The organism is Stenotrophomonas sp. CFBP8980 (assembly GCF_034046095.1).
GTDB classification, from domain to species: Bacteria; Pseudomonadota; Gammaproteobacteria; order Xanthomonadales; family Xanthomonadaceae; genus Stenotrophomonas; species Stenotrophomonas lacuserhaii.
In genome coordinates, this window is record NZ_JAXCXF010000001.1 from 1,087,227 (window position 1) to 1,101,257 (window position 14,031).

Below are 14,031 nucleotides of genomic sequence, written 5' to 3' on the forward strand. Positions count from 1 at the left end.
TGTGTGTCAGTGCGGTAGCGCCGCGGCGCGGCGGCGCCGGTAGTGACGGCCGCTGGCCGTCATTGCGCATCTGGCGGCCAGCGGCAGTCACTACCGCTTTGACGGCCAGCGGCCGTCACTACCGGTCAGTTGCCGTTGATCCAGCGTTCGATGCTGCGGCGGTCTCGGGCGGCGAGCAGCTTCGGGGCGCGGGCGCGCAGTTCGCCGAGGTCGCTTTGGCGGATCGCGCGGCGCACTTCCAGCAGCGTGCCGGGATGCAGGCTGAACTCGGTCAGGCCGAGTGCAAGCAGCATCGGGGCCAGGCGCGCGTCACCGGCGATTTCACCGCATACCGCCACCGGGACCTGATGGCGCTGGCCGGTTTCGATCACCAGCTTCAGCAGCCGCAGCACGGCCGGATGCAGGGGCGAATACAGTTCACCGAGCGCTTCGTTGTTGCGGTCGGCCGCCAGCAGGTACTGCACCAGGTCGTTGGTGCCGATGGACAGGAAGTCGACCAGGTCGATGAAGCTTTCCAGTGCGAACGCGGCGGCCGGCACTTCGATCATCGCGCCCAGCGGCACACGTTCGCTGACGGCGTGGCCTTCGGCGCGCAGCTGGGCGGTGAGCCGGGTCATGCGCCTGCGCACGGCCAGCAGTTCTTCGCGTGTGCTGACCATGGGTATCAGGATGCGCACCTTGCCGTAGGCACTGGCCCGCAGGATCGCGCGCAGCTGCGTATCGGCCACCAGCGGGCGCGCCAGCGACAGCCGCACGCCACGCAGGCCCAGCGCCGGGTTGTCTTCGTTGCTCAGGGTCAGGCCGGTGCGGTCGGCCTTGTCCGCGCCCAGGTCCAGCGTGCGGATGGTCACCAGCCTGCCGGCCATGCCCAGCGCGGCATCGCGGTAGGCCTGGAACTGTTCTTCTTCGTCCGGCAGCTCGTTGCGCTGCAGGAACAGGAATTCGGTGCGGTACAGGCCCAGTCCCTGCGCACCGAACGCATGCGCCTGGGTCACGTCTTCCAGCGATTCGGCGTTGGCCAGCAAGGCGATGTCGACCTGGTCGCGGGTGCGGCTGGGTTTGCTGCGCAGGCGGCCCAGTTCACGCTGTTCGCGCGCATGTTCCTTCAGCCGTACGCGGTAGTCGCGCAGGTTCTGTGCCTGCGGATTGACGGTGATGCTGCCATCGCTGGCATCCACGATCAGCACGTCGCCGTCGCTTACTTTCTGCAGCAGCCCGGGCACGTTGACGATCAGCGGCAGGTGCAGGCTGCGGGCGAGGATCGCGCTGTGCGACAGCGCGCTGCCGGCCGTGGTGACGATGGCCACTACGCCCTGTGACTGCAGCTGGGCCATCTCCGAAGGGGCGATGTTGTCGCAGACCAGGATTTCGCCGGCCAGGCCTTTCACCGCCGGCGGCAGCACCGGCTGCAGGAAGGCGTGGATGCGCCCGATGACATGGTCCAGGTCGTCCATGCGGCTCTTCAGGTAGGCATCGTCCATGCCGTCGAAGACCTTGGCCAGGCGGTCGCGCTGCAGGCGCAGTGCATAGCCGGCGCTGTAGGGACCACTGCGGATCAATTCGTCCAGCCCGAACAGCAGTTCCGGATCGTCCAGCAGCAGTGCATGCAGGTCGAGGAACTCGCCGGCTTCCTGGTTCAGCGCACCTTGCAGGCGCTGGCGCAGGTCGAGCATTTCCTTGCGCGCGGCATCCAGCGCGACGTGCAGACGCTTGAGTTCCTTGTCCACGTGCTGAGGGGCCACGCGCTGTTCGGCCACTTCCAGCGCATGCGCCAGGCGCACCCGTGCGCGCCCCAGCGCGGTACCGCGTGACGCGCCGTGGCCGGACAGCAGCTGCACCGGCCGCAGGCCGGTGGGTGCCAGTCCAGCACGGACGCGCGGCATGCTCAGCTGTCCTCGTCGAAACGGCGCTCGAACAGCGAGACCACGGCATCCATCGCCGCCTGTTCGTCTTCGCCATTGATGCGGATGGTGACCGGAGTGCCCTGGCCGGCGGCCAGCAGCATCACGCCCATGATGCTCTTGGCGTTGATCTCACGGCCCTTGGCGGCCATGGTCACGTTGCAGCGGAAGGGCGCAAGTTCCTGCACCAGCTTCGCCGTAGCGCGGGCATGCAGGCCCAGGCGGTTGGTTACGGTGAGTTCTTTCTCAAGCATCGTCGACTATCGCTCCATTGCGCGCGCCCGCCGCCGCAGTGGCGGGCAGTTGATCCAGTCCCTGTTCCGGATAATTCATCACACGCAACAACATCGGCAGGCTTAGTGCGGCAACCCGACGGGCCGGCGTTCCCAGCCTGGCCAGTTGGGCGGCCAGATTGCTGGGGCTGGCACCGTACAGGTCGGTCAGGATCAGCACCCCGTCACCCCCGTCCACCCGCCGCAGGGCGGCCGAAGCGAGCGGGAGCAAGGTGTCCAGATCCGCATCGAACGGTACGTCGAACGCTTCAGTCTTCAGCGGCAGATGCCGCAGCAGCCGGGTCGCCACCTCAAGCAGGGCCGATCCGACGCCAGGATGTGTTACGAGGAGAATGCCACAGGTCATGCTTGAACGTTAACAGGTCGGCATGACGCTGCGATAGCGGGCGCAGAGCCCTTCAGTGTTCCGTATTCATAAAAAAGGGGACGGAGGGGATTAAGTCGTTATTGGCGTGCAGTAGCCAATAACGACTTAATCCCCTCCGTCCCCTTTTTTCCCCTTTTTTCAGTCGAGTTCGCGGTGGTAGGTCGCGACGTCCTTCCAGCCCTGTTCGCGGGCATGCCGGGCCAGGCGTTCGGCCAGGAAGACCGAGCGGTGCTTGCCGCCGGTGCAGCCGAACGCCACGGTGACGTAGCTGCGGGTGTCGTTGCCCAGCTTGGGCAGCCAGGTATCCAGGAAATCGGTCAGCTGGCCGACGTAGCGCTGCACCTCCGGCTGCGCTTCCAGGTAATCGCGCACGCCGCCTTCGCGGCCGCTCAGCGGGCGCAGTTCCGGGTCCCAGTGCGGGTTGGGCAGCACCCGGGCGTCGAACACGAAGTCGGCCTCGGCCGGTACGCCGCGCTTGTAGGCGAACGATTCGAACAGCAGCGACAGCGGCGTGGTGTGGCCCAGCGTGTACTCGGTGACGATGCGGCGGCGCAGCTGGTGCACGTTCAACGTACTGGTATCGATGATCGCATCGGCCGCGCGGCGCAGCGGTGCGGTCAGTTCGCGCTCCCGGGCGATCGCTTCGGGAAGGGACAGGCCGAGCTGGCTCAGCGGGTGGCGTCGGCGGGTATCGGCATAGCGCTTGAGCACCGTTTCGTCGCTCGCTTCGAAGAACAGCAGCTGCGCGCGCACCCCCGCTTCATCGGCCAGTTGCCGCCATTGTTCGAGCTGGCCCAGGTCGCTCTGGCCGCGCACGTCGATGCCCACCGCCAGCCGCCGCGGGGCACTGCCGGGTGCGCCCAGCACGCCGCGTACGAACGCCGGCAGCAGGTCGATCGGCAGGTTGTCCGAGCAGTAGTAGTCCTGGTCCTCGAAGGTCTTCAAGGCCACGGACTTTCCGGAGCCGGACAGGCCACTGATGATGATCAGGGTCGGGGCGGACGGGGCAGGGCGGTTCATGGCGGACTCTTTGTTGGGGGCTGGTGGTTGACGGCCAGCGGCCGTCACTACCTGATGCTGGTGGTTGACGGCCAGCGGCCGTCACTACCGGGCTTACGGGGTGCGGCGTTCGAGCAGGTTGCTGTGGCGGGCGATGAACATGGCGGCCGGATCGATTCCCTTGGTGCGCAGGATATGCAGGCGGGTAGCCGCTTCGGTCAGCACCGAGAGGTTGCGGCCGGGCATCACCGGCAGGGTGATCAGCGGCACGTCCAGGTCCAGTACGTGGCGGGTGCCGGAGTCGCCGGTCAGGCGTTCGTATCCGTAAGCGCTGGGTTCGGTCATCGGCTTGGTCAGGTGGACGATCAGCCGAAGGTACTTGTTCTTCTTTACCGCTGTGTCACCGAACATCTCGCGCACGTTCAATACGCCCAGGCCGCGCACTTCCAGCAGGTCCTGCAGCAGCTCCGGGCAGGTGCCATCGAGCACGTCCGGGGCGATCTGGGTGAACTCCGGTGCATCGTCGGCGACCAGCCGATGGCCGCGGCTGAGCAGTTCCAGCGCCAGTTCGCTCTTGCCCGAACCGGCTTCGCCGGTGATCAGCACGCCGATGGAGTAGATCTCCATGAACACGCCATGCAGGATCACCCGCGGCGCCAGCGTGCGCGCCAGGTGGTAGGACAGGTGGTTGAGCAGTTCGTGGCCGCGCTTGGGCGAAAGCCACAGCGGCGTGTTCGACTCATCAGCGGCCGCGCGCAGGTCTTCGGGGCAGGGCTGGTTGCGGGTGATGACCAGCGCCAGCGGGTGCGACTGCATGATCTTTTCGATGGTTTCCCATCGGTGGCGGGAATCCAGCGAATCCAGCCAGGTCAGTTCCTCGGTGCCGAGTATCTGTACTTTGTTGGGGTAGATGGCGTTGAGGTAACCGGCCAGCGAAGGACGCCGGGATACCGTATTGCCGGCTTCAAGTTCGCGTTTTTCGCCTTTCTGCCCGGCCACCCAGCGCAGGGCGAGGCGGTCGCGTTGCTGGTCGAACAGCTCGCGTGCGGTGATGCTGGTATTCATGCGGCACTCGCCGGTGGCGGAAGATCGATGATGGCGCGCAGCGCGGCGGCATCGGGTGCATCGCGCAACGCCTGGCGGATGCCCGGCTCGGAGAACAGCTCGGCCAGTTCGGACAGCAGCATCAGGTGCTGGTGGGTGTAATGGGACGGCACGGCAATGGCGAACACCAGATCGACCGGCTCGTCCCCACCGAAGTCCACTGGTTGGAGCAGTTTCAGCAGGGCGCCGCGCGGACGTTCGAGCGCCGGTGCGCGGCCGTGCGGGATGGCGATGCCGTGACCGATGGCGGTACTGCCGAGTGCTTCGCGCTCGCACAGGTTGCGGTGAATCTGTTCGGTGTTGGCCTGGCGGCAGGCCAGCAGCTGGGCCGCTGCCAGCAGCACACTCTCGCGGTCGGCAGCCGCGCAGACCTGGGTCTGCACGGCGGCCATCAGATCGGTCAGGGGCATATCAGGGGGAACGTGAAGTCATCAGACTTCATTGTCGCTCAACGGCAGGGGGACGTGCTGCTGTTTCTTCTGCTGCTTCTTTTCCTTCTCCGAAGTCAGCAGCCGGTCGACCTTGTCGGCCAGGATGTCGATCGCCGCGTACATGGTCTGGCCACTGGCCTCGGCATGCAGGGTCTGGCCGGGGATGTTCACGGTGGCATCGACGTGGTGTTCGTTCTTCTGCAGCTTCAGCGTGACCCGAGTTTCGCAGTGTTCGCCGACGAAGTGCTTACCGGGCCGGGCGAGCTTGTCCGCCACGTACTTTTCCAGGGCCGGGGTGACTTCGACGTCTTTGCCAAACGTTTCAATGCGCATCGGGTTTCTCCTTTTGGATTTGCCAATGAACCTCTCCGCCGGGCGCGGTGTGCGTCAGGCGATCCGGACTCTTTCGTGCGAGGCGGAAATGTTCATGGCTTCACGATACTTCGCCACGGTCCGGCGCGCTACCGGTATGCCCGATGTCTTGAGCAGGTCAGCCAGCTTGGCGTCAGAAAGCGGCTTGCGCGGATTTTCGTCGTCGATCAGCCGGCGGATCATCGACTGGATGGCGGTGCTGGAGGCTTCGCCGCCGCCTTCGGTGTCGATGCCCGAGGCGAAGAAGGCGCGCAGCGGGATGGTGCCGCGCGGGGTGCGCACGTGCTTGCGGGCGATGGCGCGCGACACCGTGGACTCGTGCAGGCCCAGCTCGCCGGCAATCTCACGCAGGGTCAGCGGACGCAGCGCCTGCGCGCCGAACTCCAGGAACCCAGCCTGCTGCTGCAGCAGGCTGTTCACCACCCGCAGCAGGGTTTCACCGCGTGCTTCCAGGCCTTTCAACAGCCAGCGCGCTTCCTGCAGCTGGGTCTTCAGGTAGCCCGCATCGGCTTCGCCGCAGCGGCGGATCATGCTTTCGTAGCCGCGGTGGATGATCACCTTCGGCCCGGCGTGGCCAGCCAGCGCGGCCCGCCAGACGCCGGCCTGGCGCCAGATCACCACGTCCGGTACCACGTAGGTGTCCTGGCTGACCGGGGCGATCTGGGTGCCGGGGCGAGGGTCCAGCGACCGCAGCAGGGCCACGGCCGCTTCCACGTCGGCGACCGGGTGCTTGAGCTCCTGGGCGATGCCGGCCACGCCACTGCGTGGCAGCCGCTCCAGCGGGCCGTCGGTGATCTGCCGGGCCAGCGCCAGCGCCGGGGTGTCGGCCGGAAGCACGTCCAGCTGCAGGCGCAGGCATTCACCCAGATCGCGTGCGCCCACGCCGACCGGGTCGAAGCGCTGGATCTGGTGCAGCACGGTCAGGATTTCATCGTCGCCGGCGTGGATGGCCGGCAGCAGTGTTTCGGCAATGCCGGAGAGGGGCTCGCGCAGGTAGCCGTCGTCTTCGATCGCATCGATCAACGCGGCGCCGATGTTGCGGTCACGCGATGACAGATGCGACAGATGCAGTTGCCACAGCAGGTGGTCGGCCAGGGTCTCGGTCTCGGCGACGCGCTCGGCGGCGCTGCCCAGGTCGTCATCGTCGAAGGAGCCGCCGCTGCCGGCACCGCCACTCCAGTCCACTTCGGCCGGGGCCCAGTCATCATCGCCGGCGCTGGTGCCGGCCGGCGCGTCGCTGTCGCGCACCTGCTGGTCGGGGGAGGGCTGTTCGGTGGGCTGGTCGCTGCCGGGCACCGGTTCGGCGTTCTCCGCCCAGTCCAGCAGTGGGTTGGTTTCCACCGCCTCGGCGATTTCCACGTCCAGTTCGGTGGTGGACATCTGCAGCAGCCGGATGGCCTGGCGCAGCTGTGGCGTCATGACCAGGTGCTGCCCCAGCGATGTCTGCAACCGCGTCTTCATGCCACCGCCCAACGTAAAAGGAAGGGTCCGGCGGCCGCCTTCACAGCTTGAAGGAATCTCCCAGGTAGACACGACGGACGTCTGCGTTTTCCAGCAGGTCCGCAGGCGCGCCCTGGGCCAGCACCGTACCTTCAGCGAGGATATACGCCCGGTCGCAGATTCCCAAGGTTTCGCGCACGTTGTGGTCGGTGATCAACACGCCGATGCCGCGCTGCTTGAGGTGGGTGACGATGCGCTGGATCTCGCCGACCGAGATCGGATCGACGCCGGCGAACGGTTCGTCGAGCAGGATCAGGCGCGGCCGTGCAGCAAGCGCACGGGCGATTTCGCAGCGGCGACGCTCGCCACCGGACAGGCTGGCGCCCTGCTGTTCGGCGACATGGCCCAGCTGCAGTTCGTCCAGCAGGCCGGCCAGTTCGCGCTCGCGGCCGGCACGGTCCAGATCATCACGCAGTTCCAGCACCAGCCGGATGTTGTCGGCCACGGTGAGCTTGCGGAACACCGACGGTTCCTGCGGCAGGTAGCCCACGCCCTGCTTGGCGCGGGTGTACATCGGGTCGCTGGTGATGTCCTTGCCGTCCAGCACGATGCTGCCGGCATCGGCGGCCACCAGGCCGACGATCATGTAGAAACAGGTGGTCTTGCCGGCACCGTTCGGGCCCAGCAGGCCGACCACTTCACCGGCCTCCAGGGTCAGGCCGAAGTCCTTGACCACTTCGCGCTGCTTGTAACTTTTGCGCAGGCCCTTGGCGATGAGCATTACTTGCTGCTCCCGGCGGCCGGCGCCTTGTTCTTGGGCTGGATGACGGTGCGCACGCGGCTGCCGTCGCCACCACTGTTCATTTCACCGCTGCGGGTGTTGTAGACCATGCGCTGGCCTGCGTTGGTACCGCGCGCGCTGGTGACCTTGTAATTGCCGGTCAGGGTGATGATCTCGCTGGTGATGTCGTAGTCGATGCGGTCGGCGGTGGCATCCATCCAGGTGCCATCGTCCATCTGCTGGCGCATGGTGGCCTGCTTGCCGGTGAAGATCGCCCGCACCGCTTCGCCGCCCTTGATCTGGATCTCGGCATTGGCTGCACGTAGGTCCAGCGAACCCTGGGTGATGACCACGCCGCCGGACATCAGCGTCTTGCCGTCACCGGTGAGGGTGCCGGTCTGCGCGCCGGCATCGATGTTCATCGGTTCGTTGCGGTCGGTGGATTTCGCGCTGGCCAGCAGCGGCAACATCAGGCTGAGCGCACAAAGGGCTGCAAGGTGGATTTTCATCGTGTCCGTTTCTGCCGGAGGGTGGCCTGGTCACGCCAGGCGGAAAAGGGAAGCAGCATGCCGCAGGGTCATCGCCGGGGCAGGTAGCGGCCCTTGGACTGGCTGAGGAAATGATACGTGTTGTTCTCGGAATCCAGCTCGAACCCGACGCCGCTCTGTTCCATGCCCGGGCGGGTCATGGTCACCAGCGCATCGGTACGGGCCCGGTTTTCCTTGGGGAAAACATTCAGATGGGTGGTTCGGAACGTGGTCGGCGGGGTGTTGCCCACGGTCGGGCTGTCACCGGCGACGTTGCCGCGCAGGCGCATTTCATCTCCCTTGGCACTGACCCAGCCGGTTTCCGAACGCATCGTCCAGTGGTTGCCGTCCTGCCCGGGCATCTCAAACACCGGGGTGGCGATGGTGAGGGTCTGGTCGGCACGCAGGCGCTCCAGCCGCGGCGCGCGCAACGTGGTCGATTCCTTGCCTTCATCGTCCAGCATGACAATCTGGAAGTCGTGCAGCACGTAGTCCACGCTGCCATCGTCGACGATGGCCTGCGGCCCCTTGTCGCGGTTACGCAGCAGCGACCAGCCGCTGAGGATTGCCACAACCAGCAGGGTCGCGCCAATGGCGGTGCGCCAGTTCATGCGCCGAACCCTGCAAGCACGGCGTCGACGCGGCCCTGCGCGGCCAGCAGGACGTCGCAAAGCTCGCGCGCGGCACCGCGGCCACCCTCGGCGCGGGTCTGCCAGTGCACGCGTTCGGCGATCCACGGATGCGCGTTGGCCGGGGCCACGGCCAATCCCACATGGCACAGCGGGCCCAGGTCGGGCAGGTCATCGCCCATGAACGCCACCTGGTCCAGGGTGATGCCGTGCTGCACGCACAGGGCCTGCACGCTGGCCAGCTTGTCGCCGACCGCGATCTGGGTGTCGATTCCCAGGTCCGCGCCGCGCTTCAACGCCGACTGGCTGTTGCGCGCGGTGATGAGCACGGGGTGGATGCCGTGCTTCTGCAGCAGTTTCAATCCCAGGCCGTCCTGCACGAAATATGCCTTGCTCTCGTTGCCTTCACGGTCGTAGTAAAGCTGACCATCGGTGAGCGTGCCGTCCACGTCGAAACACGCCAGGCGGATGCGCGCCGCGGCGGCATGCAGGTGGGCAGGGAAGGCAGGCAGGGGGGACCAGGGCATTGGGTTGCAGGTATCCGGGTTGTCGTGCGGTAAGGGATGAATGGGGACGGGGTGGGTTCGGTTAAACCACCCGCGCCCGCAACAGGTCATGAATGTTCAGCGCGCCGACCGCGCGTCCGGCGTCGTCGACCACCACCAGGCCATTGATTTTATGGGTTTCCATCAGCCTCGCCGCTTCCACGGCGAGCTGGTCGGCGCCGATGGTACGCGGGCTGCGGGTCATCACCTCGGCGATCTTCGCGCTGCGTACGTCCAGTTCGCTGTCCAGCGCCCGGCGCAGGTCACCATCGGTGAACAGGCCGATCAGCACCCCGTCGGCGTTGACCACGGCGGTCATGCCGAGGCGCTTGCGGCTCATCTCCACCAGGGCTTCGCTGAGGCTGGCGCCGGCATCCACGCGCGGCAGGTCATCGCCGCTGTGCATGACATCGGTGATGTGCAGCAGCAGGCGGCGGCCGAGGCTGCCGGCCGGGTGCGAGCGGGCGAAGTCGTCGGCGGTGAAGCCGCGTGCATCCAGCAACGCCACCGCCAGCGCATCGCCCATCGCCAGCGAGGCGGTGGTGCTGGAGGTCGGCGCCAGCGCCAGCGGGCAGGCTTCGGCGGGCACGCTGACGTCCAGGTGGACATCGGCGGCGCGGGCCAGGCTGGACTGCGGCTTGCCGGTCATGGAAATCAGCAGGTTGCCCTGGCGCTTGAGCACCGGCAGCAGCATCAGCAGCTCGTCGGACTCACCGGAGTAGGACAGCGCCAGCACCACGTCGGCTTCGGTGATCATGCCCAGGTCACCGTGGCCGGCCTCGCCCGGGTGCACGTAGAACGCCGGGGTGCCGGTGGAGGCCAGGGTCGCGGCGATCTTGCGCGCGATGTGCCCGGACTTGCCCATCCCGGTGGCCACCACCCGCCCGCGGCTGGACAGGATGTGCTGGCATGCCTGCTGGAACGCTTCGCCCAGCCCGGCAGCGACCGCGTCCAGGGCTTCGCGTTCAATCTGGAACACGCGCTTGCCGCTGGCCACCAGCGCGGCCGGGTCGGCGGAAAGGCGGGCCGGCAGGCCGGCAGCAGGGAAGGGCAGGGTGGGATCAGCCATGCGAGCGCCACGCAGCAGAGTAGAATGTGCGGACATTTTATTAGGAAAGCCCGTTGGACGCCGACACCATCCGCAATCTGATCGAAACCGGCCTGCCGGGCGCCCGCGCCGACGTGCAGGGCGACGATGGCGTGCACTTCGAAGCGACCGTGGTCTGCGAAGCCTTCGCCGGCAAGATGCCGCTGGCCCGCCACCGCATGGTGTATGCCACCCTCGGCGATCTGATGGGCGGCGCTATCCATGCGCTGGCGCTGAAGACCGTGACCCCGGCCGAAGCCGGCTGAACCTGGAAAAGACCCTGATACATGGCCAAGATCGTTGTGACCGGCGGCAATGCGCTGCACGGTGAAGTAAGCATCTCCGGCGCCAAGAACGCCGTCCTGCCCATCCTGTGCGCGACCCTGCTGGCCGATGCGCCGGTGGAAATCACCAACGTGCCGCACCTGCACGACGTGGTCACCACGGTGAAGCTGCTGGGCGAACTGGGTGCCAAGGTGACCATCGACCAGGGCACGCTGTCGCGCGGCAGCGCGATCGTGGTCGACCCGCGTCCGGTCAACCAGCACGTTGCGCCCTACGAACTGGTGCGCACCATGCGCGCGTCCATCCTGGTGCTGGGCCCGCTGCTGGCCCGCTTCGGCGAAGCCGAAGTGTCGCTGCCCGGCGGCTGCGCGATCGGTTCGCGCCCGGTGGACCAGCACATCAAGGGCCTGCAGGCGCTGGGTGCCGAGATCGTCGTGGAGAACGGCTTCATCAAGGCCAGCGCCAAGCGCCTGAAGGGCGGTCACTTCACCTTCGACATGGTCAGCGTGACCGGCACCGAGAACGTGCTGATGGCCGCCGTGCTGGCTGAGGGCACCACCGTGCTGGACAACTGCGCGATGGAACCGGAAGTCACCGACCTGGCGCATTGCCTGATCGCGCTGGGCGCGAAGATCGAAGGCCTGGGCACCGCCCGGCTGGTGGTCGAAGGCGTGCCGCGGCTCGGCGGCGGCCGTCATGAAGTGCTGCCGGACCGCATCGAAACCGGCACCTTCCTGGTCGCTGCGGCGATGACCGGTGGCAGCGTCACGGTGAACCGAGCGCGCCCGGACACCATGGAAGCGGTGCTGTCCAAGCTGATCGAGGCCGGTGCGAGCATCAGCACCACCGCAGACACCATCACCCTGGACATGCACGGCAAGCGGCCGAAGGCGGTCAACCTGACCACCGCGCCGTACCCGGCGTTCCCGACCGACATGCAGGCGCAGTTCATGGCGCTCAACTGCGTGGCCGATGGCGTGGGCGTGATCAACGAAACGATCTTCGAGAACCGTTTCATGCACGTCAACGAACTGCTGCGCGTGGGCGCGGACATCCAGGTGGAAGGCCACACGGCCATCGTGCGCGGTGCCGAACGCCTGAGCGGCGCGCCGGTGATGGCGACCGACCTGCGTGCGTCGGCGTCGCTGATCCTGGCTGGCCTGATGGCCGATGGCGATACCACCATCGACCGCATCTACCACCTGGACCGTGGCTACGAGAACATCGAAGAAAAGCTGTCCGCGCTCGGTGCCACCATCAGGCGCGTGCAATGATCCTGCGCGGGAAGTTCACCCGCCGCCGCAAGGCGCTGCTGGCGCTGGTGCTGCTGATGCTGGCGTACCTGGGCTATGCCTGGTTCGCCGACATCGCCATCACCAAGGGCGTGGAACAGAAGGACATGGACTGGAACGGCGATGGCACGGTCACCCGTGACGAGATCATCCAGGCCTTCCACGCGGTGGGCGCGACCGATACCAAGGATGGCAACCGCGAGTGCCGCACCTTCGTGTGGCGCAGCACCGGCGAGCAGATCCGCGTGGACTGCCGCACGGTGTTCCAGGCCGAATAAGGTAGTGACGGCCGCTGGCCGTCAGCGCGGTGAAGGACGGCCAGCGGCCGTCCCTACCGATGCGTCAGCCACCTGGCAGGACGGCCAGCGGCCGTCCCTACCGATGCGTCAACCACCTGGCAGGACGGCCAGCGACCGTCCCTACCGTTACCTCAGTTCAAGCCCTTGATGGTCAGGTCCAGCGCGTCCTTGCCGCTTTCGCGCTGCAGCAGGCGCGCCGGCACCGGGAACTCCGGCACGATCCAGGCGATCAGTTCCTTGTTGCCATCCACGCGCGACACCTTGGTCGCTTCGTAGCTCTTGCCGGCCACCGTCACCGCTTCCTTGCCGACCACGCGGTAGCTCATCGGCTTGATGCGGCCTTCGTCCACCATGCGGTAGTTCAGCGGCCTGCCGGCGGCCAGGTCGCGCGCGATCGCCAGGTTGATCAGCAGCGCATCCATGTCGCCGGCTTTCAGCGCCACCGGTCCTGCACGGTCCGGCTTGATGTCGCCGGTCCAGGTGGCCTGGTTGCTGGTCCAGTTGTAGTTGGCCTGCACGTTGCGCTTCTTGACCAGCAGAACGGAGCTGTCCTGGCTGCTCAGCGGACGCAGGCGGCCGTTGGCTTCCTCGAACACGGTGCTCTGGCTCAGGTCGGCCAGCTGGTTTTTCACCTTCAGGCTGTAACGCCATTTGCCGGTGCCTTCGCTGGCCAGGGTCATCGTGCCGTTGGCCTGCATGCCCATGTAGCTGGCGAGGTAATCGGCCTTGAACGGCTGCAGTGCCATCGCTGGCAGGCTGGCTACCGACAGGGCGGCAGCGGCGATCCAGGTCAGCGGGCGTTGGAACGTGGTCATGCTCAGACTCCTTGGTATTCGATGAGGCGCAGGTCGATGTAGTCCTGGCCATCTTTGCGTTGCAGGATACGCACCGGCGTTGGTACGCCGTTGGCGATCCACAGGATGGTTTCGTCGTTGCCACCATTTGTGCGCGCCACGCGCAGCGCGTCGTAGGACAGCTCGCCCACCTGCACGCTTTCGGTGGCGCTGGCGGACTGGTAATCGTGCTGGCGCACGCGGCCCACGTCGACATACCGGTAATGCATCGCGCTGCCGGGACGGGCGTCGCGCATGATCGCCAGGTTCAACAGCAGCGCACTCTGGTCACCGGCCTGCAGCGGAATCGGCTGCGTGCGTTCTTTCTTCAGATCGCCGGTCCAGCGTGCGGTACCGGCCTGCCAGTCATAGGTGCCGGTAACTTTCTTGCCGAGGAACAGGCCCTTGCGCACGGTGCTCTGGCTCAACGGCACGTACTGGCCGCCATGGTTCTCGAAGACAGTGCTCTGTTCCAGGTTCAGGCCCAGCACGCTGGCGAAGCCGCGGCGGCCGACCACCTGCATGTCCACCCGCCACTGCGTGCCACCGGCATGGGTGACGCGCATGGTGGCGTCGCCTGCTTCCTTACCCTTGTAAAAGGCCTGGTAGGTGGCGGTGAACGGTTCCAGGGCGGGCGGTTCCCAGGCCAGCGCGGGCAGCGCGGGCACGGCCGGCGCGGCGGGTGCGGGCTCCGGTGCCTGCTGCGCAGCCGAAGGCAGCGCCGCCAGGCAGAACAGGGCGGACAGCAACAGCGCGGGACGGAGCAGCGTCGTGTTCTTCATACCAGCCAGCAACGTAAGAGAAGGGAAGCATGCCAGCGCTTGGGTCAGCAGCGCGTGTTCAGCA

At 66.7% G+C, this 14,031-nt stretch carries 18 protein-coding genes; 3 read left to right on the forward strand and 15 right to left on the reverse strand.

All coding sequences use genetic code 11. The annotated features are described in order from the left end of the window. Positions 1-125: 125 nt before the first annotated feature. The 13 genes from ptsP to SOM47_RS04825 all read right to left on the reverse strand — a co-directional run bounded on the left by ptsP (position 126) and on the right by SOM47_RS04825 (position 10,458). Complete coding sequence (gene ptsP, locus SOM47_RS04765; protein ID WP_320504910.1) at positions 126-1,883, reverse strand: phosphoenolpyruvate--protein phosphotransferase; 1,758 nt, start codon at positions 1,881-1,883, stop codon at positions 126-128. A 2-nt stretch (positions 1,884-1,885) separates the two neighbouring features. Further along, positions 1,886-2,155, reverse strand: coding sequence for an HPr family phosphocarrier protein (locus tag SOM47_RS04770; protein WP_042614635.1), 270 nt, complete (start codon positions 2,153-2,155; stop codon positions 1,886-1,888). Beyond that, entirely contained in the window at positions 2,148-2,540 is a 393-nt protein-coding gene (locus SOM47_RS04775; protein ID WP_101100826.1) for a PTS sugar transporter subunit IIA, read from the reverse strand. The genes SOM47_RS04770 and SOM47_RS04775 overlap by 8 nt, the downstream gene beginning before the upstream one ends. A gap of 159 nt (positions 2,541-2,699) precedes the next feature. Next, positions 2,700-3,581 carry an RNase adapter RapZ gene (rapZ, locus tag SOM47_RS04780; RefSeq protein ID WP_042614637.1) on the reverse strand — a complete coding sequence of 294 codons (882 nt, stop codon included), beginning with the start codon at positions 3,579-3,581 and terminating at the stop codon, positions 2,700-2,702. 93 nt (positions 3,582-3,674) lie between these two features. Then, positions 3,675-4,625 (reverse strand): HPr(Ser) kinase/phosphatase, encoded by a 951-nt coding sequence (gene hprK, locus SOM47_RS04785; RefSeq protein WP_042614638.1) that lies wholly within the window; start codon positions 4,623-4,625, stop codon positions 3,675-3,677. Continuing rightward, on the reverse strand, positions 4,622-5,074 hold the full coding sequence (locus SOM47_RS04790) for a PTS sugar transporter subunit IIA (protein ID WP_042614639.1): 453 nt from the start codon (positions 5,072-5,074) through the stop codon (positions 4,622-4,624). Before SOM47_RS04790 ends, hprK begins: the two co-directional genes overlap by 4 nt. A 21-nt stretch (positions 5,075-5,095) precedes the next feature. Further along, on the reverse strand, positions 5,096-5,428 hold the full coding sequence (hpf, locus tag SOM47_RS04795; RefSeq protein ID WP_042614640.1) for a ribosome hibernation-promoting factor, HPF/YfiA family: 333 nt from the start codon (positions 5,426-5,428) through the stop codon (positions 5,096-5,098). A gap of 54 nt (positions 5,429-5,482) precedes the next feature. After that, positions 5,483-6,928 carry an RNA polymerase factor sigma-54 gene (locus SOM47_RS04800; protein ID WP_320504911.1) on the reverse strand — a complete coding sequence of 482 codons (1,446 nt, stop codon included), beginning with the start codon at positions 6,926-6,928 and terminating at the stop codon, positions 5,483-5,485. A 40-nt stretch (positions 6,929-6,968) separates the two neighbouring features. Further along, positions 6,969-7,688 carry an LPS export ABC transporter ATP-binding protein gene (gene lptB, locus SOM47_RS04805; protein WP_042614642.1) on the reverse strand — a complete coding sequence of 240 codons (720 nt, stop codon included), beginning with the start codon at positions 7,686-7,688 and terminating at the stop codon, positions 6,969-6,971. Further along, the gene (gene lptA, locus SOM47_RS04810; RefSeq protein ID WP_042614643.1) at positions 7,688-8,197 is read right to left on the reverse strand and encodes a lipopolysaccharide transport periplasmic protein LptA; all 510 of its coding nucleotides are present in this window, start codon (positions 8,195-8,197) and stop codon (positions 7,688-7,690) included. The genes lptB and lptA overlap by 1 nt, the downstream gene beginning before the upstream one ends. A gap of 68 nt (positions 8,198-8,265) precedes the next feature. Continuing rightward, the gene (gene lptC / locus SOM47_RS04815) at positions 8,266-8,826 is read right to left on the reverse strand and encodes an LPS export ABC transporter periplasmic protein LptC (RefSeq protein ID WP_042614644.1); all 561 of its coding nucleotides are present in this window, start codon (positions 8,824-8,826) and stop codon (positions 8,266-8,268) included. Continuing rightward, on the reverse strand, positions 8,823-9,371 hold the full coding sequence (locus SOM47_RS04820) for a KdsC family phosphatase (protein WP_042614645.1): 549 nt from the start codon (positions 9,369-9,371) through the stop codon (positions 8,823-8,825). The genes lptC and SOM47_RS04820 overlap by 4 nt, the downstream gene beginning before the upstream one ends. A gap of 61 nt (positions 9,372-9,432) precedes the next feature. Then, entirely contained in the window at positions 9,433-10,458 is a 1,026-nt protein-coding gene (locus SOM47_RS04825) for a KpsF/GutQ family sugar-phosphate isomerase (RefSeq protein ID WP_320504912.1), read from the reverse strand. A 53-nt stretch (positions 10,459-10,511) separates the two neighbouring features. On the opposite strand from SOM47_RS04825, the gene SOM47_RS04830 reads away from it, so the two are divergent. The 3 genes from SOM47_RS04830 to SOM47_RS04840 are packed head-to-tail and all read left to right on the forward strand — an operon-like array spanning position 10,512 to position 12,331. Then, the gene (locus SOM47_RS04830; protein WP_005408396.1) at positions 10,512-10,742 is read left to right on the forward strand and encodes a BolA family protein; all 231 of its coding nucleotides are present in this window, start codon (positions 10,512-10,514) and stop codon (positions 10,740-10,742) included. A gap of 21 nt (positions 10,743-10,763) precedes the next feature. Continuing rightward, entirely contained in the window at positions 10,764-12,035 is a 1,272-nt protein-coding gene (gene murA / locus SOM47_RS04835; protein ID WP_320504913.1) for a UDP-N-acetylglucosamine 1-carboxyvinyltransferase, read from the forward strand. Further along, positions 12,032-12,331, forward strand: a complete 300-nt coding sequence (locus tag SOM47_RS04840) for a hypothetical protein (RefSeq protein WP_042614648.1) — start codon at positions 12,032-12,034, stop codon at positions 12,329-12,331. Before murA ends, SOM47_RS04840 begins: the two co-directional genes overlap by 4 nt. Positions 12,332-12,483: 152 nt before the next feature. On the opposite strand, the gene SOM47_RS04845 is transcribed toward SOM47_RS04840, so the two are convergent. Together SOM47_RS04845 and SOM47_RS04850 are read right to left on the reverse strand one after the other, a co-directional pair. Beyond that, positions 12,484-13,167: a DUF3108 domain-containing protein gene (locus SOM47_RS04845; protein ID WP_042614649.1), complete on the reverse strand. Its 684-nt coding sequence runs from the start codon at positions 13,165-13,167 to the stop codon at positions 12,484-12,486. Between the two features lie 2 nt (positions 13,168-13,169). After that, entirely contained in the window at positions 13,170-13,967 is a 798-nt protein-coding gene (locus SOM47_RS04850) for a DUF3108 domain-containing protein (RefSeq protein ID WP_042614661.1), read from the reverse strand. Between the last annotated feature and the right edge of the window lie 64 nt (positions 13,968-14,031).